The following is a 26,807-nucleotide window of genomic DNA, read 5'->3' as shown; positions in this document are numbered from 1 at the left end:
TCTTTTGTTATTCAGCCATATTAATTATCACCATACTTTTTATCGATGAATTTTACCGTTTCGAACATATTCGTTTTACTTGCCCCTTTGATGAGTATTGTGTCATCTTTCTTAATCAGATTAGACAATAAATCATGCAATTTCTCTCGGTCTGTAAAATGATAGATATTCTGAGCGGGCATTCCTTGCCTTTTCGTTTGTTCCCCGATTTCCTCAGTTCTAAAACCGTATGTGATTAACAAGTCAATCCCTTGCTGCTGGATATAGTCCCTAATTTCCGGTATTCCCTCTCCCGAATATCACCTAACTCCCTCATTTGGCCGATAATGGCGATTGTTCGATGCTTTGCAAGGTTCGTCAAAACGTCTAATGCTGCTCGAACTCCTTCAGGATGCGAATGGACAGTATCGTCGATCATCGTAATATTGTCCTTGCAATTATAAATCGTCAGCCTTCTTGGTGGTTTTTTGAATAGAAGACCGGTCTTGATTTCCATCGGTGAAAAGCCTAAATGATCTGCAATCGCAATTGCAGATAGGGCGTTATACACATGATGCTCCCCAAATATTGGGATGAACAATTCAATTTCTTCATTTTGCAGTTTCATCTTAAAGTTCATGCCTTGGTCAGTATATTTGATATCGTATGCCCGATAGTCCGCAGGTTTCTTTATGCCGATTGTTATCGTTTTTCCTTTGAAATTCTGTGTCTCCAAAAATCGTGAATTATCATTATCTCGGTTAAGGCACAGCACTCCCGATTGATCCATCCCGTGTATCAATTCGGATTTTGCTTTTGCCACTCCTCGTGGATCACCATTAAAGTTTCCGACGTGTGCAAGTCCAACGTTTGTTACAATGGACATATTCGGCTGGATAATTTGGCAATGTTCTGTAATGACACCAGGATAGGCCATCCCATACTCAAGAACGACTGCTTGATGTGAGGAATTGATTTCCGCAGCATGCTTTTTTGTATGCTCCGTCGTATTCCAATAATCTTTTGACTCAAAGACATTCCACTTTTTTGAGAGAATGGATGATAAAAATGCTTTTGTCGTCGTTTTACCTGCACTTCCTGTAATGGCGATAATAGGGGTACCTTGCTCCTTCTTTGCCCCTCTACGTTTTGCTGCCCTAATTTTCTGTTGGATGGCTTGTTGATTATTGGCGATATACATTGCATACTTTATCGTGTTTTTTACAACATCCAATTCCAAATAGAATGCAGGAGGGCACCCTGGACGCCAGTTCACTTCATAAATCCATAGCTTCAGGTCTTGATCCATTCCGATATCAATACCTATTTCGTCAATCACTTCTCCATATTTCTCTATTTGAAGTTCATCTAAATGTTTTGCGAGTGACAGAGAGAAATACTCCAATTTCTTTTTAATATTAAATGCATCATCCTTAAATTCCTGTTCCAAGAAAGGCTCCAAATAATTCGTATAGCCGCCACTATTTATATTTGCAATAATTGAACCTTTCGGAGCAACACGTGGATAAATTGTCGTAATTACCCATTCACCTTCGCCATTTTTTTGAACATGCAATCTGAAGTCAAACACTTGCCCAGATTTTGTGACCGATTCGATATAGGGCTGGATGATGAAAGTACCTTGTGACAATTTCTGTTTGATGAATGCATTTAATTGTGCAACTGTATAATTCTTATTCGACCCATCCCCTCGCACTGAAAAACGGTTGACTTCCTGTATGATGAAAAAGATACCTTTCCCTTTTTCGCCCATCAATCGGTTTTATGACGACTTTTTCAAATGCTGCAATGAATGTCATGAAGTGATCTGAATCTTTGATGACTTCGGTTGGTATTAGATAACTGGCGAAGTCCTTCGCCTCTTTTAGACGACGATTGACACTCCATTTATTTCCGATTGAATAGGTTGTAAAAGGGATTTCTTTTCTTAATTGATTGATGATTTCTTTTGATTTAGATAGTTTTTCGGGGCTACCCGCATTGTAGATGACATTCGGAAATGGCATTATTTTCGTTTGCCATTTTCCTTTTTCATACACTTGTCCTCTGATTGTTCGATTTACTAAGTTTACTTCCCCCGGAGAAAAGTAAAAAAACTTCGCACCCTCGGCTTCAGCTACCGCAGCAAATGCATACGCCTTCATAACAGTTTCCGGCTCTTTCCGATGATGTAACATTCCTATTGTTATCATAGTCTATCTCCTTTTTAGTGGCTCTATATAATACATTCATTTGAATGTAGAACGATAAGGACAGGAGTTTACAAAACAGGATTTAGTTTTCAGGTTTTTGATTCGATAATTGGTAGAGGTCTGTCAAGTAGGTCTGTGGAAAGTGGAGTGAATGCGCAGAAGCAGCAAAGATCTACGTGGATGCAGTGGGATGTTTTTTTCAATGCGTAAAGATCTTTTTCAGTTAATGCGAGCCTGCCTTTAAAATCGACTGGTTTGAGCAATCTCAATTGAGCGCAGCAACTTGATTCATCAATTTTTTCTAATCTAAAATAAGGAGTCGTCCCGCTGTCAATAATCGCTGTAAAATAGTCGAAATTGTCCGACGACTGTAACGTAAATGGAATCGTATCCTTACATTTGGGCATATGAACAAACTTGAAGCCTTTCCAAAATTCAGATAGCAACTTCTGCTCCTCCCAAAGTGCCTTCATAACATTGCAAATACAGCATTTCGTCATCTTTTTCCCCTCCCTTTATGTAGATTGTCTAAGGCTTCATATCAGTTCAACATAGAATTTTATATACCTAACAGCCAATTCCGCCCTTTCCTTTGCTTCAACTGAAGTATCACCTATTGCCATTACATAGCCATACCGCTGCCCCATCGATATAGGCGGCATCATCATAGTTCCGATTACCGGCCTTAGATGGATGTCGACAACTCCGGAAGATGAAACTGCTTCTTTTTCCCCTTCAATCTCGAGTAAAATCCCATAGCTATTAATCGTAATAAAAGATGTATAGACCGGCTGGCATTTTATTCTAAGGAGATCCGGTTCCTTTCCAAGATAAAGTTTGATCGTCTCCTGAACGAGATTGATGCCAAACGCTTCAAAGATCATTCGGTTCATAGCACCACCAGAGATCCTTGGATTAATCTCTATCAACTTCCATCCCTTTCTTGAATGACGCATTTCAAGATGGCAAGCACCATGGTCTAACCCAATTTCTCCAAGGATTGAAATGACGGATTTCCGTAAATCACGGTAGATTGTTTCGTCCATTTTGATGACTACTTCATAACCCGTTACGATGAATGTATACTCCATTGTTATTTCCTGCTTTATAATCGCGGCAATCATTGGAAAACCTTTACAAACAAGGAGTTCAATGACGTATTGGTCTCCATCTACAAATTCTTCAATGATTACTGGATTTTGTGTTGCCAATTTTTTAAACGCAATATCAAAGTACTCTTCACTTTCAATTAAATAAACGTCTTTTGAACCATTGGAAACTGGTTTTTTCAACACGAAAGGATATTTCATGGATGAATGGATTAACTGTTTTCCATTTATTATTTCAAATTCACAAGTTGCAGGATGATCTTTTAAAACTTCGCGTGTACTGGATTTATCTTCAATTATTTGTAGAGCATCGGATGAGATGGAGGAATTGCAAAACTCATTGGAAAGTCTTGCAGCTAACGAGGTATATGGATCTATAAAGCTGATGATCGCTTGGAGGGTATATTCTATATTTATGGACTCAATAATTTGTTTCCGTATAGTATTTTCATCCATAACATTCAAGTGAATTACTTTATTAAGGAAAGGAAAATCGTTTTGGTTATAGATAAATGTCTTGCGATTTGTCATTAATAGGGTTCGATAGCCTAATCGATTGGCAGCTTCAATCGCATCCATACTTGAACCGGAAGTCGCGGATCCGATAAATAGAATTGTTTCCATCTCTACGGCACCCTCTTCCTCAAGACATTCCCCTACTATTAGTTGTATGCAATTGCAGGAGTTCGCTTTAGGCAAAGTAAATAAGCATGAAGGGCTATCCCTCATGCTTATCCATTAGATTAAATCGATTTACTTGTTCAAATAACCCAGCATCGAGTAATGCTTTCAGTTCAATTTTGCCGAATAAATCATAATGGGGATAGTCTTCCCGGTAGTCGATCCATTCAGGCTTTAACCCATATGTTTTTCCCCATTCAATCAATTTATCAAGATCCGTACAACCCGCTTTTGTCACGGTTTTACAGCCCGGAAATCGATCATCAAGCCAATAATGGGTAAGAAAAGCAATCTCGCCTTTCCGGACTTTTTCCTTCCAAGCTTTCAACTCAGCACGATTGATACCGAACGCCATCAGTCTGTCACCCGGCAGATTTCCATATACTTAGCATCCCATGCAGGATCAATTTTTCGCAATGAAACCGGTCTGAAACTTTCCCTTTTCACTAAAATATGTTCGGAAGTGGCGGTTGCCGCAACAGTTCCATCTTCATGAAGAATTTCATAGCCGTATACCGTCCGGAGCTTTCCATGCGACTCAACCCATGTACGCACGGTCGCCTTTTGTCCATACCGCATAGCAGCCTTATATTGGATTGATAAGTCAATAACTGGAGAAAGATAGCCTTCCGCTTCAAGACCCGCATATGTAAAGCCTAAATCCTGTATCAGGCTTGTTCGCCCGATTTCCATCCAGACTAAGTAATTCGCGTGATAGACGACCCCCATCTGGTCGGTTTCAGCATACCTGATTTCTATTTCTTTTTCACTGATAAACATGTAATCACCTCTCTTGAACATTATACAAAAGAGAGGTAATTATTGCTGACCTTGGAACTTACTAATAACGGAATTTGGCAGACACTACCATATACATTTGCTACATACTCAAAAATGTGTTCTGCGCCCATAAAAGCGTATTCCTCATCACAGTTGCACATCCCGCGCTCAAGGAAGAATGTATATGGTAATATAGAGATAGATTGTCAAGGGGGCTGTTGGAAGTGTTGATATGACAAGGTTTTGAAGTGCATTGCCAATATTTCAGTTTCAAGTTGGCAGTATGAGGGCATCGGCTCGAACCCGGAATGCTCCATTCGAGGAAACCTCATCAAATAATACTTGATAAGGTTTTTTTTTATTTGGGCCGTGTTCCGGATCTTTTCAGTAACTTTTGTTTGAAAAATCAGTAGATTTTCTATGACCTATAGACATACCTCCATCTCATTCCAATTTCAATTCATATGTTAGTAGTGGAGGAGCTATTAAGACAATCAAAATGAAACGACTTTGGTTTAGGTCAGAGTAATTCTAGAGGTGGTGACAAATTACCATGAATAAAATAAATCCCAGAAAATTTAATTGCAACTATTGTTGTGAAAACAGAAGATTTTATTGGCCACGTATAATAGCTAGGACTACACCTTCTGTTCCTTTTCCACCTGTCATTGTCCCTGATCAGGCGATTATTCCAACAATAAATAGGTATTTCTATATTGTTACAGAAGATATAAATCTAACAAACGGAGCAACCCTCCCAGCCAATTTGTTTACTGATGATAATAGTAATCCAATAACAGAATTTACAATCTACAATCCTAATGGATACGTTAATATTTACATCAATGCTATGATGCAAGAAGGTGGGATATATTCTGTAACTCCAGATGCACTGACTATTGAACCGGTAGCTGCAACAATATTTGCTGGAACGCCAATCATTATAGAATCTTTGGGATTCTCTACTGCTGCAATATAAAATAGTACACCAACTGGGTTTGTCACACAGTTGTATTTGAACCTTATCAAATCAAATTTGATGGGTTTCTTTTTACTTACCTGGTAAAGGAGCAGGGCTCGTATACATACAGATGAATATCTTTTAGGCGAAGTCATTATAATTACGGAGGATCGTTATTGGAAATTTTGTCAATGTAGAACCGGGCGTCAATCTATATATGGAAGATATATAACTCGCCAATTCTCGGATTGGTTTTTTCAAATGTAAATGCAGGTGTAGGGTGGTCTACTGCGGTCTTCAATTTATTAAGAGTAAAGAATCCGTATCCAAAACTTCTGAAAATAGTTACCCCTTGTTGTGAGCCGCATTGGGAAATTGGTCTCCCACATCAGTTCCGACTTTTACTAGAATCTGTTTAGCCATACGAGTGGCAATATCGGGAATAGAATCCAACCTTTCAATATCTTCCTGATGGGAGGATGGTCTAGTAGCCACCTCTTGGTTTAGCAACGCAACCTAATCAGTTTGAAAATCAATATGAGTGAGAATGGTTTTTATCATTAACCGTTTATGTTGATTGATATACCCACGAAGAACGAGTTCAAGTTCAGCCCTTTTTTTTTCATTGTTCGGCGAGTGAACCCCGCTAACTTTTTCTAGATTTTCTACGCCAGCGGCGATGGTACGAAGCATATCAAGAGCAGAGACGCCCATGACGTCGGAGACAACAGAGCCCAATTTGACTTTCGCTCCTTCTTAAACCTTTTGAATCCGATTATGTTTTCTAACACGCTCTTCTATGGTATCGAATTTCGTTAACGCACCGTAGTCGTTGGAGTCAGACTAACGGATAGGCTCTATGGCACCATAGGTGATCAAACTTTCCTCTCCCAGCTGTAGTATCCAATACCCGTTCTGCACACATTTTCATCTTGCGTGGCGCTGATTTTGCGCTACATGGATGTCAAACGGGTTTAAATGAATTAGGATACCCGCCAATTACCGTATGCAACATACCCGTCTGTTATATTTCCAGGCACGAGCCGAAAGCTATTATAAAAATTATACACTGATTGAAAAAGTTTCCAAGACTGTTTAATCGGTGCGTTAGCGAACAATTGTGCATTGCACGAGGTTAATAAGGAAAGGGTGCTCATGTCAGCACTCTTTTATTATTCCACTTTTAATAAATTCAAGACTTCATCAATGAGCAGCTGACCAAGGTCCCCTTCTTTCCGCTTCCGAACAGAAACCATTTGTTTTTCAACTTCCTGATCTCCAACAATCATCATATAAGGAACCTTCTGTTTCTCCGATTCCCTGATTTTCAACCCCATCTTTTCAGCTCGATCATCCACTTTTACTCGGTACCCATTTGCAGCAAGCGCCTTCTTTACTTCTTCAGCATAAGCAACATGCTTATCGGCAATCGGAATGATTCTTACTTGCTCCGGTGCGAGCCATAATGGGAACTCTCCCGCATAGTGCTCAACCAAAATTGCAAGGAACCTCTCTACGGAGCCGAAAATCGCCCTATGGATAATGATTGGAAATTCAAGTTCATTCTGTTCATTAATATATCGGCAATTGAACTTCTCCGGCATTTGGAAATCCAGTTGCACAGTTCCGCATTGCCAGCTCCGTCCTAACGAATCCAAAATGTGAAAATCGATTTTCGGACCATAAAATGCTCCATCCCCTTCGTTAATACGATAAGCCATTCCCCGCTGTTTCAACACCTCTTCCAATGACTGTTCCGCTTTATCCCATAAATCAATGGAGCCCATATAATTTTCCGGTCTTGTCGATAATTCGACTTCATAACTGAAACCGAATTTCGAATAGATGTCGTCAATCAAATTCAATACATGATCTACTTCCCGTTGAATTTGATCTTTCCGAACGAATAAATGTGCATCGTCTTGTGTAAATGCACGTACTCGCAATAGTCCATTCAAGGAGCCTGATAATTCGTGGCGGTGTACCAATCCTAATTCTGCGTATCGAATTGGAAGTTCTCGATAACTTCTCCGTTTATGATTAAATACAAGCATCGCACCGGACAATTCATCGGTTTCAATGCATACTGCTGTTCATCCACATCCGAAAAATACATGTTCTCATGATAATGATCCCAATGGCCGGATTGTTCCCATAATCCTTGCTTCATCATGATTGGTGTTTTAATCTCTTCATAGCCCGCTTCCTGATGCTTCCGTTTCCAAAATTGCTCCAACTCATTCCTCAAAACCATCCCTTTTGGTAAATAAAACGGCATGCCCGGCGCTTCCTCTGACGCCATAAACAATTCAAGTTCTTGACCTAATTTTCGATGATTCCTTTTTTCGATCTCCAGTTGTACTGACATTGTAATTCCTCCTTTTTTTATATAAAAAGCTAAGGGCGCTTGCTCAGCTGCGACAGGCATAAGACGGACATGCGAAACGGCGCTTTTTGCCGTGAAGCAGGGCTGGCTTATGACCCGAGCAGTTAGCGCCCGCAGCTGGATTAAAATAAAAAAACCGCATTCTTCCCCTAATAAAGGGACGAATGCGGTCGTGGTACCACCCAAATTTCGCCGTGCTTAAAAAGCGCAGCGCTCTACTGATAACGGTCTCCCGATCATAGTTTCCTACATATGCAGTCCCCTACGATAGCTCAAAGGTGGTAAATCACATCTTCCGCTACAGGACTTCCAGCCAAGGTCCCGCTCTCTGGTAAAGCTTCCAAAATGATTCATGTCCTCTCAACGCTTCATATAAAATAAAAAAAACCGCATTCTTCCCCTATAAAGGGACGAATGCGGTGGTGGTGCCACCCAAATTTCGCCATGTCTAAAAAGCACAGCGCTTCAAATGATAACGGTCTCCCGATCATAGTTTCCTGCCTAATGCAGTCCTCTATGATAGCTCGAAGGTGGTAAATCAATTTTTCCGCTACAAGGCTTCCAGCCATGGCCCTGTTCTCTGGTAAAGCTTCCGAAATGATTCATAGCCTTCTCAACGCTCGTTTATAGAACCTTAATTGTATTGTATTATATGTGAGTATTCTTAATCCGTCAACAATGAAAATAAGTATGTAAAAAAGCACCGATTTAATCGGACGCTTTTTAGGTACAAATTAGTTATTTTTCATTTTATCACGAAGAACCATTTGAAGGATTCCACCGTGACGGTAGTAATCTACTTCCACGTCAGAGTCGAAACGTGCAAGCACGTCAAATTCTTTAACAGAACCGTCTTTCGCAGTTGCAGTTACTTTTAGGATGTCGCGTGGTTTTACGCCTTCCGCGATGTTTACGCTAATTGCTTCTTCGCCTGTAAGGCCAAGTGTTTCAGCGCTTTCTCCCTTCATGTATTGAAGAGGAAGAACACCCATCATGACAAGGTTTGAACGGTGAATACGCTCGTAGCTTTCCGCGATAACTGTTTTGATACCTAATAGTGAAGTACCTTTTGCAGCCCAGTCACGTGAAGAGCCCATCCGGATGTCGGCACAACTTGAAGGGCGTAGAATAAAAATTGCTACATGTTGTTTTCTCGATCTAATCTCTTTTGCAGCATTTCCTTAGCCTCTTCCACCTTGTCTAAAAGCCAAATTGAGTACCTTTCTCAATAATTACATGGAATGTCTCGTCTTGATAAAATGGAAGGATTTGCAATTGAGATAATATGGATTTCATTTTCGGCTCGTCTTGATTGGAATTAGCTATAATAAGTGCTATTTCCAAATGAGGAGGAGTAGTTAAAGTTTGCATTTCTTCGGATAGAAGAGGCTCAACGATGTCTAGTTGACGGTCAAAAAAAAAGTATAATAGTAACATTTTGTGTAATTGTAAGCATTTACTTCACTTTCCAATTGTTTCTCATCAATGATGTTAAGATAAGTACGTAAACGTTCCCCGTCATTCCCGTAATAGGCGTCACTAGAAAACATTTCCAAATAGCGTACTGAGCTTTCTAATTCTTTTTCTGTTACTTCACCAACATTATAAGGAATGAATGCATCAAAGACATTTACAGTAGATAATCGATTTCTATTCAACACTCGATCCTTACCTGTCGTCAAGTCCATCATCATTAATTCATCATCTGAATAGCCGTAAAATATCACATTAAAACTATTATTTCCAATCAGATTAAATTTAGCATATACCGGTTTTCCCGCAAAAACAGCAGTTTCAATGTCATCGTATGATGCATATTTTGGATAAACAATTAATCCTTTCGCCCGATAAATATCAAACACATCCATGACAGAATAATGTCCATCTAAATATCTAATTCCGATCTCCGGTAATTCATTTTGTGTAACTTCGACATCATAATAACGCGCCAATTGATTTACCGCACTTATCCATAAGTCTGACTTAAATACATTATCAAATTCGAACATTTTCTCCGGCTGATCTAAAATCGTAAAAGTCTTTTCTACTTCCACGTTCGGCTCTACTACTTCCGGCTTCGGGTTGCATGCAGAAAGTAGTAGAAGTCCAGACAAGATTACCGTAAGACATAATCGAATCATCGTATTGCAACCTTATAAGGTTTCAGTTCGACTCGACCATCCAATACATGTATCGATTCTTCTGCACGCTGTGCCAATTCCGGATCATGAGTAATTAGAATGACCGTGACACCGTCTTCATCATGGATTTTCTCTAACAGATTGATAATTGTCTTCCCTGTTTCTGAATCTAGATTTCCAGTCGGTTCATCAGCAAGGATGATTTCAGGTTTCGTGACGAGTGCACGTGCAAGTGCCACTCGTTGTTGCTCCCTCCAGATAACTTGGATGGGAGATGATTTAATCGATGTGCGAGACCGACACGTGTCAACGCTTCTTCTGCGTCTTTTTTAATTTGTGGAGAAGAAAACATCGTTAATAAAGGCATCATTACATTTTCAAGAGCAGTTGCAGTCGACAGCAACTGGAATTGCTGAAAAACATACCCGATTTTTTTAAGTCGAAGTTTTGCCAAGGCATTATCTTTCATCGTGTGAACCGGTTGTCCATCAACCCAAACCTCACCCCGAATTAATCGGTTCAAGTCCACCGATAATATGCAATAAAGTAGACTTTCCCGATCCGGAAGGACCTGTTATTGAGACGTATTTTCCTTTGTCGATTTCTAACGAGACATCTTTCAAGATTTCCGTCTCTTCTCCTCCCGTTCTATAGCTTTTTGATACAGATTTGAGTTTTATCATTGCCAATGACCTCCGGTTTCTATCAAGCGTAATGGTTATTCACAATCCGTTTCATATTTAATGAGCGCACGATTAACAAGGAAAAAATGAGCATTAGGATTGGCGGTGCCAAGATTATCAGAACTAACAACCAAACCGGAAGCCAAATGGTCGAATAATATGTTAGCAAAGCATAGGCGCCGATTCCTCCTATTACGGAACCGATGGCGGCAACCAATAACACTTCGGATCCGATGTAAAGTTGGATTCGCTTAAGTGACCAACCGATGGAGCGAAGAACAAAGAACTCTCTTTTCCTTTCCGTTATATTCAAAAAAAGGAGCAAGAAGACAATGGAAGCTGTCAAGAGGACACCCGCAACTAAAAATACTGTCTGAAATCCCTTCAAATTCAAATCGATTGTTTCGCCTAAAAAACTGAGAAACAGAAAATCGGACAGGCTTTTTTGGGTAGCAAGAAACAGAATGACCATAAAGAGGTCATTGCGAGCACAATAGATAACAAACCGAAACGCAATGGTCGTCTTATTAGTTGATGAATGACATAACTGAACAGACCTTTAATCGAAAACACCCGCATGAACTTCCATTCAGTACCTTCCCCTTCAAGACCTGCGCGTGGTGAAAGTTTCAATGCCTTTCTGCTACCAGTGACGTAACCAATCGCAATTAAGCAGAAGGAAAACAGAATAACTAAAAGTACTTGTTCCCATATGAGTGTTTGGACAAAAATGTTCATAATGACGACAGGTACAATTGAAAGTAGACATAAGGTTATTATTTCAAGGAACAAAGAAGCGATAATTTTTCTACGAGACCAGCCAATCGCTCGCAGCATTGCAAAGTCTGTCGATCTGGCCAATAAACTATGTGTAATTACGGTATAGCAAAAGATAAAACTGACTATTGATAAGTAGATAAATAAAATGATGTTCGATTTTTCAATCTGCTCTTGTATTGACCAGCTAACACCGGTTTGTTGCCAACCTTCTTCAACTACACCAGCAGCTTCGGCATTATTGGAGTCAAGATCGATATGGACTTTGGAAGAGGAGGAACCGAGCATAATTTGAACTTGATGTCCAGTACGGTCCATAATCTCTTTTGCTATCTTCTCTACTTTCAATTGACTTGCATCAGTTCTCTCTTCAACGCCATCTACTACGACACGAATGGATGATATAATGTCTTCATCCTCAAAAAATATGGATGCTGCTTCAATTGTAGTAATTGCATCAGGTGAACCGGTATAATATGTGTCTTTATAAGGCAATGGGAGCAACGGTGTAGGATCAATATTTTCTCCAAAACCATTTTTAAGGATCATGCTGTGATGCGGTGTGTAAATTTCCGTAGGATCACCATGTTGCCATGAACCTTTGTAGACTGGAGTAATTTTGGTAGAATCATAGAAATCAATGATTGTATAATTGAAGCCTAGAGGTCCGTCTTTTTCAGGCTGACTTCGATAAATTGGAAGTTCTCTATTATCCCAAGAACTCTTTTCAACTATATTCGCTTTCATTACCGGTATACCAGCATCTTCTCCCATCGAAGTGAAGGTAATCGGTGTCAAACGAGAAACCCACGTTTCTGTACTTAGACCTGGAATTTCACTGAAATTATAATTACTGCCACCTGTTAAATTCATTTCGCCTGTTGCGTAGCGCCATTTCTCTGAAAACGTATTCAGTGATAAATCCACGAGGGTTGTTCTGGGTAATCGTAATAGGAACTCTGTAGCACTTTCTTTATATTCATCTTCACTTACAAATTCGGGAACATGAATTCGCTCAATCGTTATTTTTTCATTTAATTGAGATTGATTATTTCCAAGGGCAAGAAACGGCAAAGTCGGTACACCTATTTTATTGCTAACTTCCGCTTCACTTAGTGAATTTCCGAGCAACAGACTGTCATCTAATGAATATAACTGATTTTCACTTATCGGATCTACGGCAATGACCATTAGACTATTCGGTTGCCTTATATGAAATCCTGCGGGCATGTAGGTTCTCCAGCCTTCGTTTTCCCCAGCAAGTTTGTTGGATAACCCACCGTAATTTGTTGGATCCCATTCATACGGATTGCGTCCATAATTTACACTATATTCCCGGATACCCTTATAATCATAAACAACGATTTCAGAAAGCCCGTCAAAAGTAGTCGTCAGTTGTTTGGAATATGAATAAGCCTCTTTTTCATCTGCATTATAATAAGCTCCAATTCCATTTACTTCTACATACCCTAACAGGGAAAGCGGGGCTGCAACCCTTACACCTGGGATATCCCTTATGCTTTGCAAGTCGACCAATGATATTCCACCATAGCTTGCAATGCTTGATTGTGGAGCAAGCCAACCATCTTCAAGTCCTTTTGTTGGGTCTACCTCTTTAGGTATAACTAATAAATCATATTGATATCGCCAATTTTTGTCTAAATCTTCTTTCGCCTGAATGACGATTTTATCAGATATTGTTAGTGAACCCATATAACCTAAACCAATTGTGCTAAGTATAAGTAGGATAGTTAAAAACAACCGCCATCGTTCACGAAATGATGATTTCGCATATTGGAACATTTAGATCCTCCCTCTATAAGAATTGGAAAGTGAGCCAACTTTCCTTTCACTGATATTTGGTATTTCCGTTCATATGTCTATGCTGAAAAAGTGCTAGTGCTAACAAACCAGCGGAATGTTTTTTCAATTTGCCTTCTTCAATTAGTGAAATGATATTTGGCTTCTATTGTAAACTTTAGCATAATATCATATTTAATCAATGCGATATTCATAAGTTTCTAATATTATCGAAAATGGTGATTTTTTGAATGAAAAAAAAGTCCAATGTAAATGGACGTCTTTTTAATCTTTATTATTCAGTTTTCATTTTATCACGTAGAACCATTTGAAGGATTCCGCCGTGACGGTAGTAGTCTACTTCTACGTCAGAGTCGAAACGTGCAAGTACGTCAAATTCTTTAACAGAACCGTCTTTCGCAGTTGCATTTACTTTTAGGATGTCGCGTGGTTTTACGCCTTCCGCGATGTTTACGCTGATTGCTTCTTCGCCTGTAAGGCCAAGTGTTTCAGCGCTTTCTCCCTTCATGAATTGAAGAGGAAGAACACCCATCATGACAAGGTTTGAACGGTGGATACGCTTGTAGCTTTCTGCGATGACTGTTTTGATACCTAGTAGTGAAGTACCTTTTGCAGCCCAGTCACGTGAAGAGCCCATTCCATAGTCCTTACCTGTAATAATTGCAAGACCTGTGCCATCTTCTTGATACTTCATAGCTGCATCATAGATTGGCATGATTTCTTTTGTAGGCCAGTAAGTTGTGAATCCGCCTTCAGTATTATCTGTTCAAAACGTCATCCGGATAATAACTTCAATGATTGTTCCATCACGACCGAAAAATGCTCCTTAGGCTTATCCATTACCATCGGAATTGCTTATATTTTTTGATTAACTTCTATTTTGTTTTATTTTTCAACATTTCTTCAGCATCAGTGACAAGCTTTGTAAAGCCGAATTCCGTCCCTTTTTTCACGATAAGTTCAAGCGTTTCCGTGCGATGGGAAGCTAATAATTGAAGGTTTGCTAATTCGGATTTCAGTTTATCTTCGTCCTCATTATAATTGGCCAATGCGATTGAAATTTCCATATTTGCTGGGTTTTTCATTGATGCAAGTTCTTTTTCCAGAATCGGTTCAACGATTTCAGGCTGGAAATCATAAAAAGTGTAGTAATACATGAACAAATAATTATAGAAAAAGATTTCTTCTGTTAAGTTTTCGTTTTCTATTGCAGTTAACGCATTCAAAATCAGTTCCCCATCATCTTCATAATATGCATCGCTAGCAATGATTTCTAAGTAATAAGCGGATTGTTCAAGGTCTGATGCCGCTAGCGTTTCTCCTTTATATGGAATGAGTGTCGTAAATTTGTCTACAGTGGATAGTCTCGTTCGGTCGACTGATTTCTTTTCACCTGTTTCAAAATCCATGTAAGCCAATTGCTCATCGGAATACCCGTAAAATATGACTTTCCACATATTATTGCTTATTAATGCAAATTCAGCATATACGGGTTTCCCTTTTAGCACCGCTTCTTCTATAACATCATAATCTGTATATAAAGGTAGAATGGGAACCCCTTTATCTTGAACAAGATTTAAGACATCCAAGACTGATTCCTTGCCGTACATTTTTGTTTTACGGACTTTTTGCAACTCAGCATCGGTTAACGGGGCATCATAATATTTCATGATTTTGTCTACCGCTTCAAGTATCGGTGAATCGGTAAATTTGTTTTCCCCTTCAAACATTTTTTGGGGGTTTCAATCTCAATGAATTCCTCATCAACTTCCACGACTACATCTTCTTCTGGCTTCGGATTGCAAGCGTTTACGATAAGTAATAATCCGCGGCCAACAGCAACCATTTAAAGCGCATTAAACCGTTGCTGCCTTTTGCAATGATTGCTCGACTTTTCCGTCAAGGACGTGAATTGTTTCCACTGCCCGTTTTGCAAGATCCGGATCATGTGTGATGAGAACGACAGTAACACCATCTTCCTCATGAACTTTTTCTATCAAGTCTATGATTGCCATGCCTGTTTCAGAGTCCAAGTTTCCAGTCGGTTCGTCTGCTAGAATGATTTCAGGCTTCGTGACGAGTGCACGTGCAATTGCAACACGTTGTTGTTCCCCGCCTGAGAGCCTTGAAGGTAAATGGTGAAGCCGATGGGCAAGCCCGACACGCGTTAATGCTTCCTCGGCGTCTTTTTTAATTTGCGCGGATGAAAACATAGTAAGTAGCGGCATCATCACATTTTCAAGCGCAGTAGCGGTCGACAGCAATTGAAATTGTTGAAAAACGTATCCGATTTTTTCAAGCCGAAGTTTTGCTAACGCATTATCTTTCATTTTATGGACAGGTTGCCCGTCGACCCATACTTCTCCTTCATCAATGGGCTCTAATCCCCGATTAAATGAAGAAGCGTTGATTTACCCGAACCCGAAGGTCCAGTGATCGACACGTACTTTCCTTTATCTATATCAATCGAAACATCTTTCAATACTTCTGTGTGCTCTGCCCCTGTTTTATAACTCTTTTTTACGGATACAAGTTTAATCATGATAGTATTTCCCCCTCTTGATTTCTTAAATTAAGCAGAATAATGATTGTTTACAATTCCTTTCATTCTCATGGACTGGACAATCGCCATGGAAAAAAGAAGCATCAGAATAGGCGGTGTAATAACGATTGTGATCAACAACCATATCGGCAACCAAATCGCCGAGAAGTAGGTCAATAATGCATATGCGGCAATCCCCCCAATAATCGATCCCACAACCGCGACTAATAGAACTTCAATCCCCATATAAAGTTGGATTCGCTGCAGAGACCAACCAATCGAACGCAAGATAAAGAACTCGCCTCGTCGTTCCGTAATGTTTAAATAGAGTAAAAGGAACACTATTGACACTGTCAAGATGATTCCTGCAACTAAAAACACAGTTTGGAACCCTTTCAAATTAAGGTCTATTGTTTCACCCAAAAAGCTGAGTAATAGAAAATCCGATAGACTCTTCTGTGTGGCGATGAACAGAATAACCATAAATGAAGTAAGCGCTAACACAATCGATAATAAACCAAAACGTAAGGGGCGTCGCATGAGTTGATGCGTTACGTAAGTGAATAAACCTTTAATGGAAAAGAATCGCATAAATTTCCACTGCGTTCCTTCCCCTTCAAGCCCGGCACGTGGAGAAAGTTTGAGTGCTTTACGGCTTCCAGTGAAATAGCCAATTCCGATAACGGGCAGGATGATGAGAAACACAAACCCTAGTTGATACCAGGCCAATATATCTAATTTTGCATTCGCAATAACAATTGGAATGAACGCCAACAAGCTTAACGCGAAGATTTCAACAATAAGTGAGCCAATGATTTTTCTTCTAGACCAGCCAATTGCCCGTAGCATCGCAAATTCCGTAGAACGTCGGAGCAAACTATGTGTTATAACCGTATAGCAGAATACGAAACTAACTAGAAGTAAATAGATGAAGAGAACGACATTTGACTTCTCAATTTGTTCTTGAATAGACCAGCTAACGCCTGTTTGTTGCCAGCCTTCTTCGACGACTCCCGGTTCATTATCGCTTTCTGCCGCTAAATCTATATGAACTTTTGATGCACTTGATCCAAGTAAAATCTCAACATGAAGACCTGTTTTGTCGATAATCTCTTTCGCAATCATTTCGACCTTTTGTTGACTTGCGTTCGTGCGCTCTTCCACCCCATTGACTACAACACGGACAGAAGATAAAAAGTTTTGGTCACCTTCGTAAAATATCTTTGCAGCGTCCAAAATTGTAATCATATCCGGTGATCCCGTGTAATAAGTATCCTTGTAAGGAAGTGGGATTAACGGTGTAGGATCGACCTCATTTCCTGTACCATCTGCTATAATCATGCTATGTTGTGGCGTATAAACATCCGTCGGTTCTCCAACATTCCACGAGCCTTTATAAATCGGTTCAATTTCATCTGGAACATAATAATCGACAACATTCAAACCAAAATCCGCAAACTTTAAATCCCCAGACACTCTTTCTCGATAGAGTGTTAAATTTCGTGTGTCATGCTCATTCTTTTTTACAGGTATCGCTTTAAGTTGAGGGATTCCTGTACTATTGGTCGTATCCCCGACTCAAATTTGATTGGTGAATAATGATAGTACACCCCAAAAAATGAATCGAGATATGGTTGTTCTTCATATTTATCTTCCCCAGTTAAATTAATACTTACATTCTTATACTTCCATTCCGGAGAAAAAGGTTCCAATGTAATATCTGCATACAAACTTCTTGGTAAATTCATTAAATAATCAGTTGCACTTTTTCCAAAATCAGATTCACTTACATTTTCCGGTACTTGAATATCATAAACTTTTAGGGATTCCGTCATTTGTACTTTTGAATCTGCAAGCGCTAATACGGGGATCAAATCAAACTGATCAACTTTAGATATTGCTAAATCATTCAAAGGATTTCCCAATACTAAACTATCATTTAATGAATATAACTTATTTTCCTCAATAGGATCGATTGCAATCAACATGAGATGATTGGGTTGTCTCATTGATACTGTCGCGGGTCCATACATCCGATACAAATTTTCCTCTTCATTCTCGTAAGCTAACTTATTCGATAGCTCAGAGTAGTTTTCAGGATTCCACTCATCTCCACCGAAATGCAAGGAATGCTCTAAAACTACTTCAGATTCATAAATTGTATAATGTGCAAGCCCATTAAAGGCGCTGGATTTTCTTTCACTATACGTGTAAGTTCCCGGAGGTTGGTTGTTATTACTGACGCTCAATATATCTCCTTCAGGATAAGCGAGTATGGATATTGGTGCAGCTACTTCCACTCCCGAAATCTCCCGGATTGTCTCTACATCCTTTAAAGATATACCTCCGTAATTAGAAATACTTGCCTGTGGAGCTAGCCAACCATTGCCTAGAACAGTAGAAGTTTCATCCTTATTTGGCAATACTAAAATATCATATTGATATCTCCAGTTTTTATCTAAATCACCTTTTGCTTGAATGACCATTCGTTCTGATACCGATAGAGCCCCCATATAGCCGAGTCCAATCGTACTTAAAATAATCAACACAACTAAAAATAACGGCCATCTTTCCCTTAACGTTGTTTTCAAATAATAAAACATCAGTTAATTCCCCCTTTTCTTGAGAAGATTAAGTCTATTCAATCATAGCATTATCGGATAAGAACGGTTCACAATTTCAAGTTTTCGAGTTTTTATTCTAAATAAGGTGCTCAATTTATAGAGCACCTCAGAGTGTAGACAAAAGGGTTGGAAATCAAAATGATTTCCAACCCTTTTGCTAACATCAAACATTTTCTTAAGTTGACGTGTATGGAGCGGCGACTCCTGCGGGAACAGCACGAGCTGAAGACCCTGGACTGAGCGCAGCGAGGGAAGCGGCTGAAGCCGTGCCCGCGGAAAGCGTCCGCTCGCAGTGGAATTCAACATTTATAGCTTTATCTCTATTTTAAAAGAAAAAAGACTGTAGGCAACACCAAAAATCAGGCTGTTTGTCTACAGTCTGAGGTGCTCAATTTATTGAGCACCTTTTGATAAATTAGTTAGTTTTCATTTTATCACGAAGAACCATTTGAAGGATTCCGCCGTGACGGTAGTAGTCTACTTCTACGTCAGAGTCGAAACGTGCAAGTACGTCGAATTCTTTAACAGAACCGTCTTTCGCAGTTGCAGTTACTTTTAGGATGTCGCGTGGTTTTACGCCTTCCGCGATGTTCACGCTGATTGCTTCTTCGCCTGTAAGGCCAAGTGTTTCAGCGCTGTCCCCATTCAAGTATTGAAGTGGAAGAACACCCATCATGACAAGGTTAGAACGGTGAATACGCTCATAGCTTTCAGCGATAACTGTTTTGATACCTAATAGTGAAGTACCTTTTGCAGCCCAGTCACGTGAAGAGCCCATTCCGTAATCTTTACCTGCAAGAATTGCAAGACCTGTTCCGTCAGCTTGGTATTTCATCGCTGCATCATAGATTGGCATGATTTCTTTTGTTGGCCAGTAAGTAGTGAAGCCACCTTCTGTGCCTTTTGCAATTTGGTTACGGATACGGATGTTCGCGAATGTACCGCGCATCATCACTTCATGGTTACCACGGCGGAACCGTAAGAGTTGAAGTAACGTGGCTCTACGCCGCGTTCACGCAGTATTTACCAGCTGGCGTATCTTTACCGATTGCACCTGCAGGTGAGATATGGTCAGTCGTGATTGAATCTCCGAATTTACCTACAACACGAAGTCCAGATAGAGCTTCGATATCAGCAGGCTCTTTTGATAGACCTTCGAAGAACGGTGGGTTTTGGATATAAGTCGAGTTTTCATCGAAATCATATAATGAATCGTCAGTTGTCTCGATTGCATTCCAAGCTTTGTTCTCTGTGAATACGCGAGCATATTCTTTACGGAATAGGTCAGGTGTTACAGTAGCTTTAACAACTTCCTTCACTTCTTCCGATGTTGGCCAGATATCTTTAAAGTATACATCTGTGCCGTCTTTTGCTTTACCAATTGGATCTTTTTCGAAGTCAATATCGACCGTTCCAGCAAGCGCATAAGCAACAACAAGTGGCGGTGAAGCCAAGTAGTTCGCTTTCACAAGTGGGTGGATACGCCCTTCAAAGTTACGGTTACCGGAAAGCACTGAAGAAACTAAAAGGTCGTTTTCCGTAATCGTTTTTTCGATTTCAGGAAGAAGTGGACCGGAGTTTCCGATACATGTCGTACATCCGTAACCAACTGTGTTGAATCCGATTTGATCCAAGTATTGATTAAGACCGGAGTCTTCCAAATAGCCAGTGACGACTTTTGAACCTGGTGCCAGTGAAGTTTTCACGTATGCAGGAGGTGTAAGTCCTTTTTCAACAGCTTTCTTCGCAACAAGTCCAGCACCTAACATAACGTATGGGTTGGAAGTGTTTGTACAAGAAGTGATTGCTGCAATTGCAAGGTCACCTGTTTTCATGCCAACAGTGCGGCCGTCTGCAAACTCAACTGTTCCTTGCTTTTCGAATTCCTTCGGAGTAAGACCGAAGCCTTGGTTTCCTTCAGGAGCTACAACGGAATCTTTGAAAGAATGTTGTAGTTCTGTAAGAGGGATCATATCTTGCGGACGCTTAGGACCAGCTAGATTCGCTTCGATTTTAGTTAGATCAATTTCAATCACTTCTGTGTAAGTAGGATCTTCGTTATCTGGTGTGAAGAACATATCGTTTTCCTCAAGATATTTCTTAACGACTTGGATATGGTCTTCTTCACGGCCAGTTAGGCGCATGTAGTCAAGGGACTCTTCGTCAACTGGGAAGAAACCACAAGTTGCACCGTATTCAGGAGCCATGTTTGCGATTGTTGCACGGTCCGCAAGTGGTAATTTAGATACGCCAGGTCCGAAGAACTCGACGAATTTACCAACAACACCATGTGCACGAAGTGTTTGAGTCACTTTAAGCGCAAGGTCAGTTGCAGTTGTACCGTTCGGAAGCTCACCAACAAGTTTTACACCGATAACTTCTGGAATTGGGAAGTATGAAGGTTGGCCAAGCATTCCTGCTTCAGCTTCGATACCACCTACACCCCATCCAAGAACACCGATACCATTGATCATTGTTGTATGAGAGTCTGTACCAACAAGTGTATCTGGATATGTTTCGAATGTGCCATCTTCGTTTTCAATTGCATGGACTACGCTTGCAAGATACTCCAGGTTAACTTGGTGAACGATACCTGTAGCTGGAGGAACAGCACGGTAGTTATCATATGCTTTTTGTGCCCAGCTTAGGAATTGATAACGCTCAGCGTTACGTTCGAATTCAAGTTCCATGTTCAAACGAAGTGCATCTGCTGAACCGTAACGGTCAACTTGTACGGAGTGGTCGATAACAAGGTCGACTGGAATTTCAGGATTGATTTTGTTCGGGTCTCCACCCATTTCAGCCATAGCTGAACGTAGAGATGCAAGGTCAACGACAACTGGAACTCCAGTGAAGTCTTGTAGGATGACGCGGGAAGGTTTGAAAGGAACTTCAGCGTCCTTATCAGCATCCTTGCCCCATTTTGCCAAGTTTTCAACGTGTTCGTCTTTGATTACATAACCGTCATGTTGGCGCAAGACGGACTCTAAAAGTACTTTTACTGAATAAGGTAGTTTGGAAACGTTCGCAACGCCTGCTTCTTCAAGAGCTTTTAGTTGGTAATAATTATATGTCTTACCATTCAGCTCGAAAGATTTACGGCTGTTGTGCAAATTGCTTTTTGCCATTTGTAATTCCTCCTTTTTCGACAGAAAAGGCTGTAAATAAGCATCTTTTCTCTACTCCATCATAGTACACCTACGTTCATAAGTAAAATACTTAAAATTTATAGTCTTACATAAGAAAATGTAATGACCTTGTCGTCAAGAATGAATTTAATCTTTTTTACTGAAATATCTCCTTGCGTGTGTCATGATAGCAGTATAGACATTTGGAAAGGGTGGGAATGATGAACAAAGCTTTGTTAGTAATTGATTATACGTATGATTTTGTTTCGGAAGATGGTGCCCTTACATGCGGTCAGCCGGGTATTGATTTAGGGGGCTATATTACAGAATTGACAAGAAAATTTTTGGATGATGGAGAGCTTGTCATCATACCTGTGGATATACATGAGAAGGATGATCCGTTTCATCCGGAAACTAAATTATTTCCTCCACATAATATTAAAGGAAGCCAAGGGCGAGATCTATTCGGTACTCTCCACACATTGTATGAGGAAAGAAAAGATGAGATTTTAATGATGGACAAGACACGCTACAGTGCCTTTGCCGGTACTGATCTTGAACTGCAATTGCGCGCTCGCGGCATTAATGAATTGCATTTGGTCGGTGTGTGTACGGATATATGCATCCTTCATACATCGGTTGATGCTTACAATAAAGGGTTCGACATTGTGATCCATGAAAAAGGGGTTGCAAGCTTTAATCCTGCGGGTCATGAGTGGGCACTTGGCCATTTTGAAAACTCCCTGGGTGCTACAGTCATCCGATAATTCATCCCTTTTTTTAGTATTTTTTTCGCCTTAAATGTTTGATGTATCGAAATAACGGATATTCATATACTACAGAGGCAATCATGAATTACTAAAAAGGAGATGAAGTAATATGAGCTTTATATGGTTTTTAATTATCGGTGGAGTTATCGGTTGGCTTGCGGGCCTAATTTTAGGAAAAGATATTCCAGGCGGTATTATTGGTAATATTATTGCAGGTATCGTCGGTGCTTGGGTTGGTGGAATGCTTCTTGGTAAATGGGGACCACGGATTTCTGATTTTTATATCATCCCTGCCTTATTAGGTGCGCTAATCCTTGTATTTATTGTGAGCCTGATTATGAAATCGATGCGTAGAGCATCGTAAAATTAAAAGCGAAGGGCGCCTGCCTTGTCCCGACAAACGCTGGAAGACATGACGGAAAGGCGCTCTTTGCCTTTTTGGCATGTCTGAAGCGTCTCGAGGGACTGGCGCCAAAGTCTAGACGAATAAAAAGAGCGTCGAGGATTCCCCTCGACGCTCTTTTTATTTTCCATCTTGTCGTTGATTTTCAAATTCATTGTAAAACCACATTACATCTTCAACGTATTTATCACTACGGTTATAAAGGAAAATTGCTTCTTTAATCTTACCGTCGGCTGCCCCGCTTCTTGATAAATAATTGGCGGCACTGAAAATTGCATCTTCAATATCAAAAGGATCTGCTTTCCCATCGCCATTTGCATCTACGCCATACCCACCGTGCTTTTTGATAATTGCTGGATTGGTCTTTTCTTTTTCAGGGATATCGCCTTTACCAAGACCTTCACATCCCGGATAGCTCCAACCGACAAATGTGCATGGCATGAATTGCATATGGCCTTCGGCTCCCACTGGCGATAATAATGGGTCCATCGTTGAGAAGCGGGTCTCGATTCGATGATGTGCTGCAAGTAGCGTCCACGGAACACCGTATTCCTCAGCCGCTGCCTTATAGATTGGAATGTATTCTTCAGGAATTACAGTTGCCGTATGCCTATCTTGAAATTCAAGCAAAGTACTCGCAGATTTCTTTAAAACGTCTGGATTTTGAATACCTGTCCAAATAATTGCTGACAGGGTGAAGGTGACTACAGCTATAGGGATCAGTAAAACGATCATGAATAGCTTCGTTTTTATAGACAATCCCTTTTTCTTCTTCTTCACTGCATCACCCTTTTCTGTTTATCAGTTATGATTTTGCTTCTTCTTTAATAAGCGCCTTTATATCTTTTACCATTTGATCGTACGGCACATCTTCTGCACCGTTATATGTTTTTACAGATACTCCATCTTTGTTGACCAAACTAAATCCAGAACCGTGGATGACATCATTAGGTGTCTTCGTTACGAATGTCTTGAAAGATCCAATTGCAAGGTTTTCGATTGTTTCCTGGCTATATCCAGTCAACATTTCCCATTTGCTTGGATCTACTGGGTCGAACGCCTCTAAGTAGTCCTGTAACACTTCCGGTGAATCGAACTCAGGATCAACACTGAAAGAAACGATTTTATAATCTTCAATTCCCTCGTCTTGCAGTTGCTTTTGAAGATCCGCCATATTCGCCATCATTGGCAAGCAAACATTATCACAATTTGTAAAGACAAATTGTGCAATCCATACTGTCCCTTTGAGATCGTCCAAGGAAACTTGTTCATTATGTTGGTTTGTCGAGTCGAATGACTCAATCTTATACTTGTGATCAGGCTTGAATCCGCCCATTGAACACGCACTCAATAGTAACATGAGTGGTAAAAATAATGAAAGTAAAATTTTTTTAGGCATAATCAGACTCCTCCACTTTCCATACTTACTTTATCATAGTAGAAGGGTCTATTTCAAACAACCGCACTACACTATCCTTCTTGTCCAATTTTTGACTTTTAAGTGAAGTTCACTTCACTTTTAATGAAATAAGTGCATGATGAATGATGAAAAGGATACTTTCTTCGTGTGTTTTTTCGAAAAAGCTTTTATAATGGGGAGTAGAATGGAAGAGGTGAAGATAGTTGCAAGATTTCTTTATGTGGTTCATCGTTTTCTGGTGTTTCGTTCTTATCGGTCTTTTCGGTATAGGTGGCTTTTTCATGTTCCGTAAATTCCTCAAGGTATTCCCAAAGGCTGACGGCAAATCTACACTTGATTGGGAAGAACATTATGTAAATGAATCCCTTCATCTCTGGAATGATGAAGCAAAAGCTATGTTAAATGAACTTGTCAGCCCCGTTCCGGAACTGTTCCGAGATGTTGCCAAACAGAAAATAGGTGCTAAAATTGGTCAAATCGCGTTAGAGGACCGTGCGAAGACAATCAGCTTCGACCATATTATCCGTGGGTATATCGTCGCTACACCAAAGCGCGACCATAAATTTCTGCGCAAGAAATTGGATTCGATGAAGGTTGATATGAGCCCTTATGAGCATTTATTTGAATAATAAAAGAGGCCTTCCTATTTATAAGTAGAAGGCCTCTTTTGTCTATTTCCTTGTATTTTTAAGTTTATAGTATTTCACAAGCATACCTATTCGCCATGGAAGGATCATTGCGAAAGCCAAAATCCAAAATATCCCCGCAAGCTCCCCGACATTAATCGTACTGCTCAATATCAACTTTGCAATGACACGAAAAACCAGTAATCCCCCTAATATGAACAGGAAAGTCTTTGATTTCTTCAAATATAGCTTTTCCTCTACAACTTCAAAATTTGTTGTTTTGATCAAAACCAAAGAAAACAATAGACCGACGAACACTGATTCTATCACTTGAGGCAACGGCACCAAAACTCTTCAAATACAAACATCAATGCCCCAGTTGACATAAATAATGGTGGCAAGATGATCCTTTTTGGAGATATTGGCTTTTTAGCTGCCTTCGCGCGTATGAAAAACGCCAACGTTCCCATGAATAAGAAGACTAGGGTTGAACCGACTATTAGGTAAACAGAAGGGATTTCTGTAAAAACATATTCAATGATTTCACGTAACTTAAGCATCGCCCTTTCCCCACTCGACCAATTCAGCCATTCGATGTTTCAGTTCTTCCATCGGAACAAATCTTGCGAATCGTGCTGTTTCTTTCTCTTGATGGAATAAAAGAATAACAGGTGCCGTAAATAGGGATAATTGTCCCGCCATCTCAGGTACTTGTGCTACATTCACTTTATAAAAAGGAAATGAATAGTCATCTTCAAGTTCTGCCACTTGTGGATACAGCCCGTCACAAACTGAGCAATGATCCGTTTTTACAAACAGCAGCAATTGAGGTTCCATTGTCATAATATCCAACCACTGTTCAAATGATCCGACCTCTTTCATCGGCAATTCCTCCACTTCAATGTAGAACCCAATTTGCCCCCATCTACATTATTATAATGGATGGAGGCAAGTGTGGTGAGCGTTTGTATTAATTAAAAACCTTGGAAATCTCCAAAAATTGGGCTTAGCAAGCTTGTTAGGTATGTGATGCCGTCGAAAAATAAAACAAGACCGAATACAATCATGATATAGCCACCGATTTTCATAATGAGATTGCTGTTTCTGCGGATCCATCCAAGTCTTGTGATGAAAAATGACAAGACGAAAAATGGAATCGCAAAACCTAATACATACAGCATCATGTAAAGCATGCTGGACCCTGGATTTGCTGCAGCCAATCCAATAATTGCCCCGATAATTGGCCCCATACATGGTTGCCAGCCTGCGGAAAAAGCAAGACCGATTAGAGCTGTACCTAGAAAGCCCGCCGGACGATTTTTGAATTGCAGCCTATGTTCTTTCATTAAAAACTTTGGTGTGAACAAACCGATGACCATAAGTCCAAATATAACTATGAAAATGGCACCAATCTGTCTAAGCATATCTTTGTATTGTATGAAAAAAGTGCCAACAAACGAAGTACTGAACCCTAAAAATACGAACACAACTGAAAACCCAAGTAAAAAGAAAAGTGTGTGAAGCATACCGTTTCGGTTCATCCGTTTAGAATCCGATTTCAGCTCTTCAATCGACATCCCGGTAATGTATGATATGAATGCTGGATACAATGGCAGGACGCAAGGTGATATGAAGCTTAGGAAACCCGCCCCGAATGCAAGAAAAATATTCAAATCAGTGCCCATCATTCTCTCCCCTTCATTTTTCTAACTCCATCGTAACAAATCCCGAACCAAATTTCGCTGATTTGAACTGTGAAATGT

Annotated in this window: 28 protein-coding genes and 5 pseudogenes; 4 read left to right on the top strand and 29 right to left on the bottom strand. The window is 40.1% G+C overall.

Annotated features, from left to right (window positions below):
- Positions 1–20: 20 nt before the first annotated feature.
- The 7 genes from QNH10_RS13240 to QNH10_RS13210 form a co-directional block, all read right to left on the bottom strand.
- On the bottom strand, positions 21–242 hold the full coding sequence (locus tag QNH10_RS13240) for a hypothetical protein (protein ID WP_283731905.1): 222 nt from the start codon (positions 240–242) through the stop codon (positions 21–23).
- Complete coding sequence (locus QNH10_RS13235) at positions 236–1,696, bottom strand: YheC/YheD family protein (protein WP_283731904.1); 1,461 nt, start codon at positions 1,694–1,696, stop codon at positions 236–238. Before QNH10_RS13235 ends, QNH10_RS13240 begins: the two co-directional genes overlap by 7 nt.
- Positions 1,674–2,192: a YheC/YheD family protein gene (locus tag QNH10_RS13230; protein WP_283731903.1), complete on the bottom strand. Its 519-nt coding sequence runs from the start codon at positions 2,190–2,192 to the stop codon at positions 1,674–1,676. The genes QNH10_RS13235 and QNH10_RS13230 overlap by 23 nt, the downstream gene beginning before the upstream one ends.
- A gap of 89 nt (positions 2,193–2,281) precedes the next feature.
- The gene (locus QNH10_RS13225) at positions 2,282–2,692 is read right to left on the bottom strand and encodes a CotY/CotZ family spore coat protein (RefSeq protein ID WP_283731902.1); all 411 of its coding nucleotides are present in this window, start codon (positions 2,690–2,692) and stop codon (positions 2,282–2,284) included.
- A 36-nt stretch (positions 2,693–2,728) separates the two neighbouring features.
- Positions 2,729–3,925 carry an ATP-grasp domain-containing protein gene (locus QNH10_RS13220; protein WP_283731901.1) on the bottom strand — a complete coding sequence of 399 codons (1,197 nt, stop codon included), beginning with the start codon at positions 3,923–3,925 and terminating at the stop codon, positions 2,729–2,731.
- A gap of 94 nt (positions 3,926–4,019) precedes the next feature.
- Positions 4,020–4,337, bottom strand: coding sequence for a hypothetical protein (locus QNH10_RS13215; protein WP_283731900.1), 318 nt, complete (start codon positions 4,335–4,337; stop codon positions 4,020–4,022).
- Positions 4,337–4,762: an acyl-CoA thioesterase gene (locus QNH10_RS13210; protein WP_283731899.1), complete on the bottom strand. Its 426-nt coding sequence runs from the start codon at positions 4,760–4,762 to the stop codon at positions 4,337–4,339. The genes QNH10_RS13215 and QNH10_RS13210 overlap by 1 nt, the downstream gene beginning before the upstream one ends.
- A 553-nt stretch (positions 4,763–5,315) precedes the next feature.
- Between QNH10_RS13210 and QNH10_RS13205 the strand changes: the two genes are divergently transcribed.
- Positions 5,316–5,741, top strand: coding sequence for a DUF4183 domain-containing protein (locus tag QNH10_RS13205; protein ID WP_283731898.1), 426 nt, complete (start codon positions 5,316–5,318; stop codon positions 5,739–5,741).
- 498 nt (positions 5,742–6,239) lie between these two features.
- Here QNH10_RS13205 and QNH10_RS13200 read toward each other — a convergent pair whose 3' ends face one another.
- The 17 genes and pseudogenes from QNH10_RS13200 to acnA form a co-directional block, all read right to left on the bottom strand.
- Positions 6,240–6,461, bottom strand: a complete 222-nt coding sequence (locus tag QNH10_RS13200; protein WP_283731897.1) for a hypothetical protein — start codon at positions 6,459–6,461, stop codon at positions 6,240–6,242.
- A 434-nt stretch (positions 6,462–6,895) separates the two neighbouring features.
- Positions 6,896–7,777, bottom strand: a complete 882-nt coding sequence (gene thrS, locus QNH10_RS13195) for a threonine--tRNA ligase (RefSeq protein WP_430541063.1) — start codon at positions 7,775–7,777, stop codon at positions 6,896–6,898.
- The gene (locus tag QNH10_RS21185) at positions 7,714–8,091 is read right to left on the bottom strand and encodes a hypothetical protein (protein WP_430541062.1); all 378 of its coding nucleotides are present in this window, start codon (positions 8,089–8,091) and stop codon (positions 7,714–7,716) included. The genes thrS and QNH10_RS21185 overlap by 64 nt, the downstream gene beginning before the upstream one ends.
- Positions 8,092–8,843: 752 nt before the next feature.
- Positions 8,844–9,215: pseudogene (locus QNH10_RS13190) on the bottom strand (aconitate hydratase); the annotation flags it as partial.
- A 294-nt stretch (positions 9,216–9,509) separates the two neighbouring features.
- On the bottom strand, positions 9,510–10,250 hold the full coding sequence (locus QNH10_RS13185) for a hypothetical protein (RefSeq protein WP_283731896.1): 741 nt from the start codon (positions 10,248–10,250) through the stop codon (positions 9,510–9,512).
- A complete protein-coding gene (locus QNH10_RS13180) occupies positions 10,247–10,489 on the bottom strand; it encodes a P-loop NTPase family protein (protein WP_283731895.1) in 243 nt (80 codons plus the stop codon). Before QNH10_RS13180 ends, QNH10_RS13185 begins: the two co-directional genes overlap by 4 nt.
- A pseudogene (locus tag QNH10_RS21180) lies at positions 10,490–10,719 on the bottom strand (ATP-binding cassette domain-containing protein); the annotation flags it as partial.
- A gap of 31 nt (positions 10,720–10,750) precedes the next feature.
- Positions 10,751–10,933 carry an ATP-binding cassette domain-containing protein gene (locus QNH10_RS13175; RefSeq protein WP_283731894.1) on the bottom strand — a complete coding sequence of 61 codons (183 nt, stop codon included), beginning with the start codon at positions 10,931–10,933 and terminating at the stop codon, positions 10,751–10,753.
- A gap of 22 nt (positions 10,934–10,955) precedes the next feature.
- Positions 10,956–11,327 (bottom strand): FtsX-like permease family protein, encoded by a 372-nt coding sequence (locus QNH10_RS13170; protein ID WP_283731893.1) that lies wholly within the window; start codon positions 11,325–11,327, stop codon positions 10,956–10,958.
- 14 nt (positions 11,328–11,341) lie between these two features.
- Positions 11,342–13,513 (bottom strand): FtsX-like permease family protein, encoded by a 2,172-nt coding sequence (locus QNH10_RS13165; RefSeq protein WP_283731892.1) that lies wholly within the window; start codon positions 13,511–13,513, stop codon positions 11,342–11,344.
- Positions 13,514–13,805: 292 nt separating this feature from the next.
- Positions 13,806–14,288: pseudogene (locus QNH10_RS13160) on the bottom strand (aconitate hydratase); the annotation flags it as partial.
- A 118-nt stretch (positions 14,289–14,406) separates the two neighbouring features.
- Positions 14,407–15,201, bottom strand: a complete 795-nt coding sequence (locus tag QNH10_RS13155; RefSeq protein WP_283731891.1) for a hypothetical protein — start codon at positions 15,199–15,201, stop codon at positions 14,407–14,409.
- 186 nt (positions 15,202–15,387) lie between these two features.
- The gene (locus QNH10_RS13150; protein ID WP_283731890.1) at positions 15,388–15,861 is read right to left on the bottom strand and encodes an ABC transporter ATP-binding protein; all 474 of its coding nucleotides are present in this window, start codon (positions 15,859–15,861) and stop codon (positions 15,388–15,390) included.
- A 50-nt stretch (positions 15,862–15,911) separates the two neighbouring features.
- Complete coding sequence (locus QNH10_RS13145; protein ID WP_283731889.1) at positions 15,912–16,073, bottom strand: ATP-binding cassette domain-containing protein; 162 nt, start codon at positions 16,071–16,073, stop codon at positions 15,912–15,914.
- A 30-nt stretch (positions 16,074–16,103) separates the two neighbouring features.
- Complete coding sequence (locus QNH10_RS13140; RefSeq protein WP_283731888.1) at positions 16,104–17,549, bottom strand: FtsX-like permease family protein; 1,446 nt, start codon at positions 17,547–17,549, stop codon at positions 16,104–16,106.
- Positions 17,550–17,596: 47 nt separating this feature from the next.
- The gene (locus tag QNH10_RS13135) at positions 17,597–18,676 is read right to left on the bottom strand and encodes a hypothetical protein (RefSeq protein ID WP_283731887.1); all 1,080 of its coding nucleotides are present in this window, start codon (positions 18,674–18,676) and stop codon (positions 17,597–17,599) included.
- Between the two features lie 436 nt (positions 18,677–19,112).
- Positions 19,113–21,825 (bottom strand): annotated as a pseudogene (gene acnA, locus QNH10_RS13130) (aconitate hydratase AcnA).
- Between the two features lie 221 nt (positions 21,826–22,046).
- On the opposite strand from acnA, the gene QNH10_RS13125 reads away from it, so the two are divergent.
- Together QNH10_RS13125 and QNH10_RS13120 are read left to right on the top strand one after the other, a co-directional pair.
- Entirely contained in the window at positions 22,047–22,592 is a 546-nt protein-coding gene (locus QNH10_RS13125; RefSeq protein ID WP_283734638.1) for a cysteine hydrolase family protein, read from the top strand.
- A gap of 112 nt (positions 22,593–22,704) precedes the next feature.
- The gene (locus QNH10_RS13120) at positions 22,705–22,959 is read left to right on the top strand and encodes a GlsB/YeaQ/YmgE family stress response membrane protein (RefSeq protein WP_283731886.1); all 255 of its coding nucleotides are present in this window, start codon (positions 22,705–22,707) and stop codon (positions 22,957–22,959) included.
- A 159-nt stretch (positions 22,960–23,118) separates the two neighbouring features.
- On the opposite strand, the gene QNH10_RS13115 is transcribed toward QNH10_RS13120, so the two are convergent.
- Together QNH10_RS13115 and QNH10_RS13110 are read right to left on the bottom strand one after the other, a co-directional pair.
- The gene (locus QNH10_RS13115; RefSeq protein ID WP_283731885.1) at positions 23,119–23,778 is read right to left on the bottom strand and encodes a lytic transglycosylase domain-containing protein; all 660 of its coding nucleotides are present in this window, start codon (positions 23,776–23,778) and stop codon (positions 23,119–23,121) included.
- 25 nt (positions 23,779–23,803) lie between these two features.
- Positions 23,804–24,397, bottom strand: coding sequence for an SCO family protein (locus QNH10_RS13110; protein WP_283731884.1), 594 nt, complete (start codon positions 24,395–24,397; stop codon positions 23,804–23,806).
- Between the two features lie 239 nt (positions 24,398–24,636).
- Between QNH10_RS13110 and QNH10_RS13105 the strand changes: the two genes are divergently transcribed.
- Positions 24,637–25,047 carry a DUF2621 domain-containing protein gene (locus QNH10_RS13105; protein WP_283734637.1) on the top strand — a complete coding sequence of 137 codons (411 nt, stop codon included), beginning with the start codon at positions 24,637–24,639 and terminating at the stop codon, positions 25,045–25,047.
- Positions 25,048–25,089: 42 nt separating this feature from the next.
- On the opposite strand, the pseudogene QNH10_RS13100 reads toward QNH10_RS13105, so the two are convergent.
- The 3 genes and pseudogenes from QNH10_RS13100 to QNH10_RS13090 all read right to left on the bottom strand — a co-directional run bounded on the left by QNH10_RS13100 (position 25,090) and on the right by QNH10_RS13090 (position 26,729).
- Positions 25,090–25,604, bottom strand: a pseudogene (locus QNH10_RS13100) (CcdC family protein).
- The gene (locus QNH10_RS13095) at positions 25,597–25,926 is read right to left on the bottom strand and encodes a thioredoxin family protein (protein WP_283731883.1); all 330 of its coding nucleotides are present in this window, start codon (positions 25,924–25,926) and stop codon (positions 25,597–25,599) included. Before QNH10_RS13095 ends, QNH10_RS13100 begins: the two are co-directional and overlap by 8 nt.
- Positions 25,927–26,018: 92 nt before the next feature.
- Positions 26,019–26,729 carry a cytochrome c biogenesis CcdA family protein gene (locus tag QNH10_RS13090; RefSeq protein ID WP_283734636.1) on the bottom strand — a complete coding sequence of 237 codons (711 nt, stop codon included), beginning with the start codon at positions 26,727–26,729 and terminating at the stop codon, positions 26,019–26,021.
- Positions 26,730–26,807: the final 78 nt, after the last annotated feature.

It is taken from the genome of Sporosarcina thermotolerans (assembly GCF_030067815.1).
GTDB classification, from domain to species: domain Bacteria; phylum Bacillota; class Bacilli; order Bacillales_A; family Planococcaceae; genus Sporosarcina; species Sporosarcina thermotolerans.
Note: the sequence above shows the minus strand (reverse complement) of the source record. Positions and strands in the feature narration are given on the sequence as shown.

Coding starts and splice junctions, on each gene's coding strand:
- QNH10_RS13230 (WP_283731903.1), bottom strand. CDS start 2,192: ATGATAACAATAGGAATGTTACATCATCGGAAAGAGCCGGAAACTGTT.
- QNH10_RS13225 (WP_283731902.1), bottom strand. CDS start 2,692: ATGACGAAATGCTGTATTTGCAATGTTATGAAGGCACTTTGGGAGGAG.
- QNH10_RS13220 (WP_283731901.1), bottom strand. CDS start 3,925: ATGGAAACAATTCTATTTATCGGATCCGCGACTTCCGGTTCAAGTATG.
- QNH10_RS13215 (WP_283731900.1), bottom strand. CDS start 4,337: ATGGCGTTCGGTATCAATCGTGCTGAGTTGAAAGCTTGGAAGGAAAAA.
- QNH10_RS13210 (WP_283731899.1), bottom strand. CDS start 4,762: ATGTTTATCAGTGAAAAAGAAATAGAAATCAGGTATGCTGAAACCGAC.
- QNH10_RS13205 (WP_283731898.1), top strand. CDS start 5,316: ATGAATAAAATAAATCCCAGAAAATTTAATTGCAACTATTGTTGTGAA.
- thrS (WP_430541063.1), bottom strand. CDS start 7,777: ATGCTTGTATTTAATCATAAACGGAGAAGTTATCGAGAACTTCCAATT.
- QNH10_RS21185 (WP_430541062.1), bottom strand. CDS start 8,091: ATGTCAGTACAACTGGAGATCGAAAAAAGGAATCATCGAAAATTAGGT.
- QNH10_RS13185 (WP_283731896.1), bottom strand. CDS start 10,250: ATGATTCGATTATGTCTTACGGTAATCTTGTCTGGACTTCTACTACTT.
- QNH10_RS13175 (WP_283731894.1), bottom strand. CDS start 10,933: ATGATAAAACTCAAATCTGTATCAAAAAGCTATAGAACGGGAGGAGAA.
- QNH10_RS13165 (WP_283731892.1), bottom strand. CDS start 13,513: ATGTTCCAATATGCGAAATCATCATTTCGTGAACGATGGCGGTTGTTT.
- QNH10_RS13155 (WP_283731891.1), bottom strand. CDS start 15,201: ATGAAATATTATGATGCCCCGTTAACCGATGCTGAGTTGCAAAAAGTC.
- QNH10_RS13150 (WP_283731890.1), bottom strand. CDS start 15,861: ATGAAAGATAATGCGTTAGCAAAACTTCGGCTTGAAAAAATCGGATAC.
- QNH10_RS13145 (WP_283731889.1), bottom strand. CDS start 16,073: ATGATTAAACTTGTATCCGTAAAAAAGAGTTATAAAACAGGGGCAGAG.
- QNH10_RS13135 (WP_283731887.1), bottom strand. CDS start 18,676: ATGTTTTATTATTTGAAAACAACGTTAAGGGAAAGATGGCCGTTATTT.
- QNH10_RS13125 (WP_283734638.1), top strand. CDS start 22,047: ATGAACAAAGCTTTGTTAGTAATTGATTATACGTATGATTTTGTTTCG.
- QNH10_RS13120 (WP_283731886.1), top strand. CDS start 22,705: ATGAGCTTTATATGGTTTTTAATTATCGGTGGAGTTATCGGTTGGCTT.
- QNH10_RS13110 (WP_283731884.1), bottom strand. CDS start 24,397: ATGCCTAAAAAAATTTTACTTTCATTATTTTTACCACTCATGTTACTA.
- QNH10_RS13105 (WP_283734637.1), top strand. CDS start 24,637: ATGTGGTTCATCGTTTTCTGGTGTTTCGTTCTTATCGGTCTTTTCGGT.
- QNH10_RS13095 (WP_283731883.1), bottom strand. CDS start 25,926: ATGAAAGAGGTCGGATCATTTGAACAGTGGTTGGATATTATGACAATG.
- QNH10_RS13090 (WP_283734636.1), bottom strand. CDS start 26,729: ATGGGCACTGATTTGAATATTTTTCTTGCATTCGGGGCGGGTTTCCTA.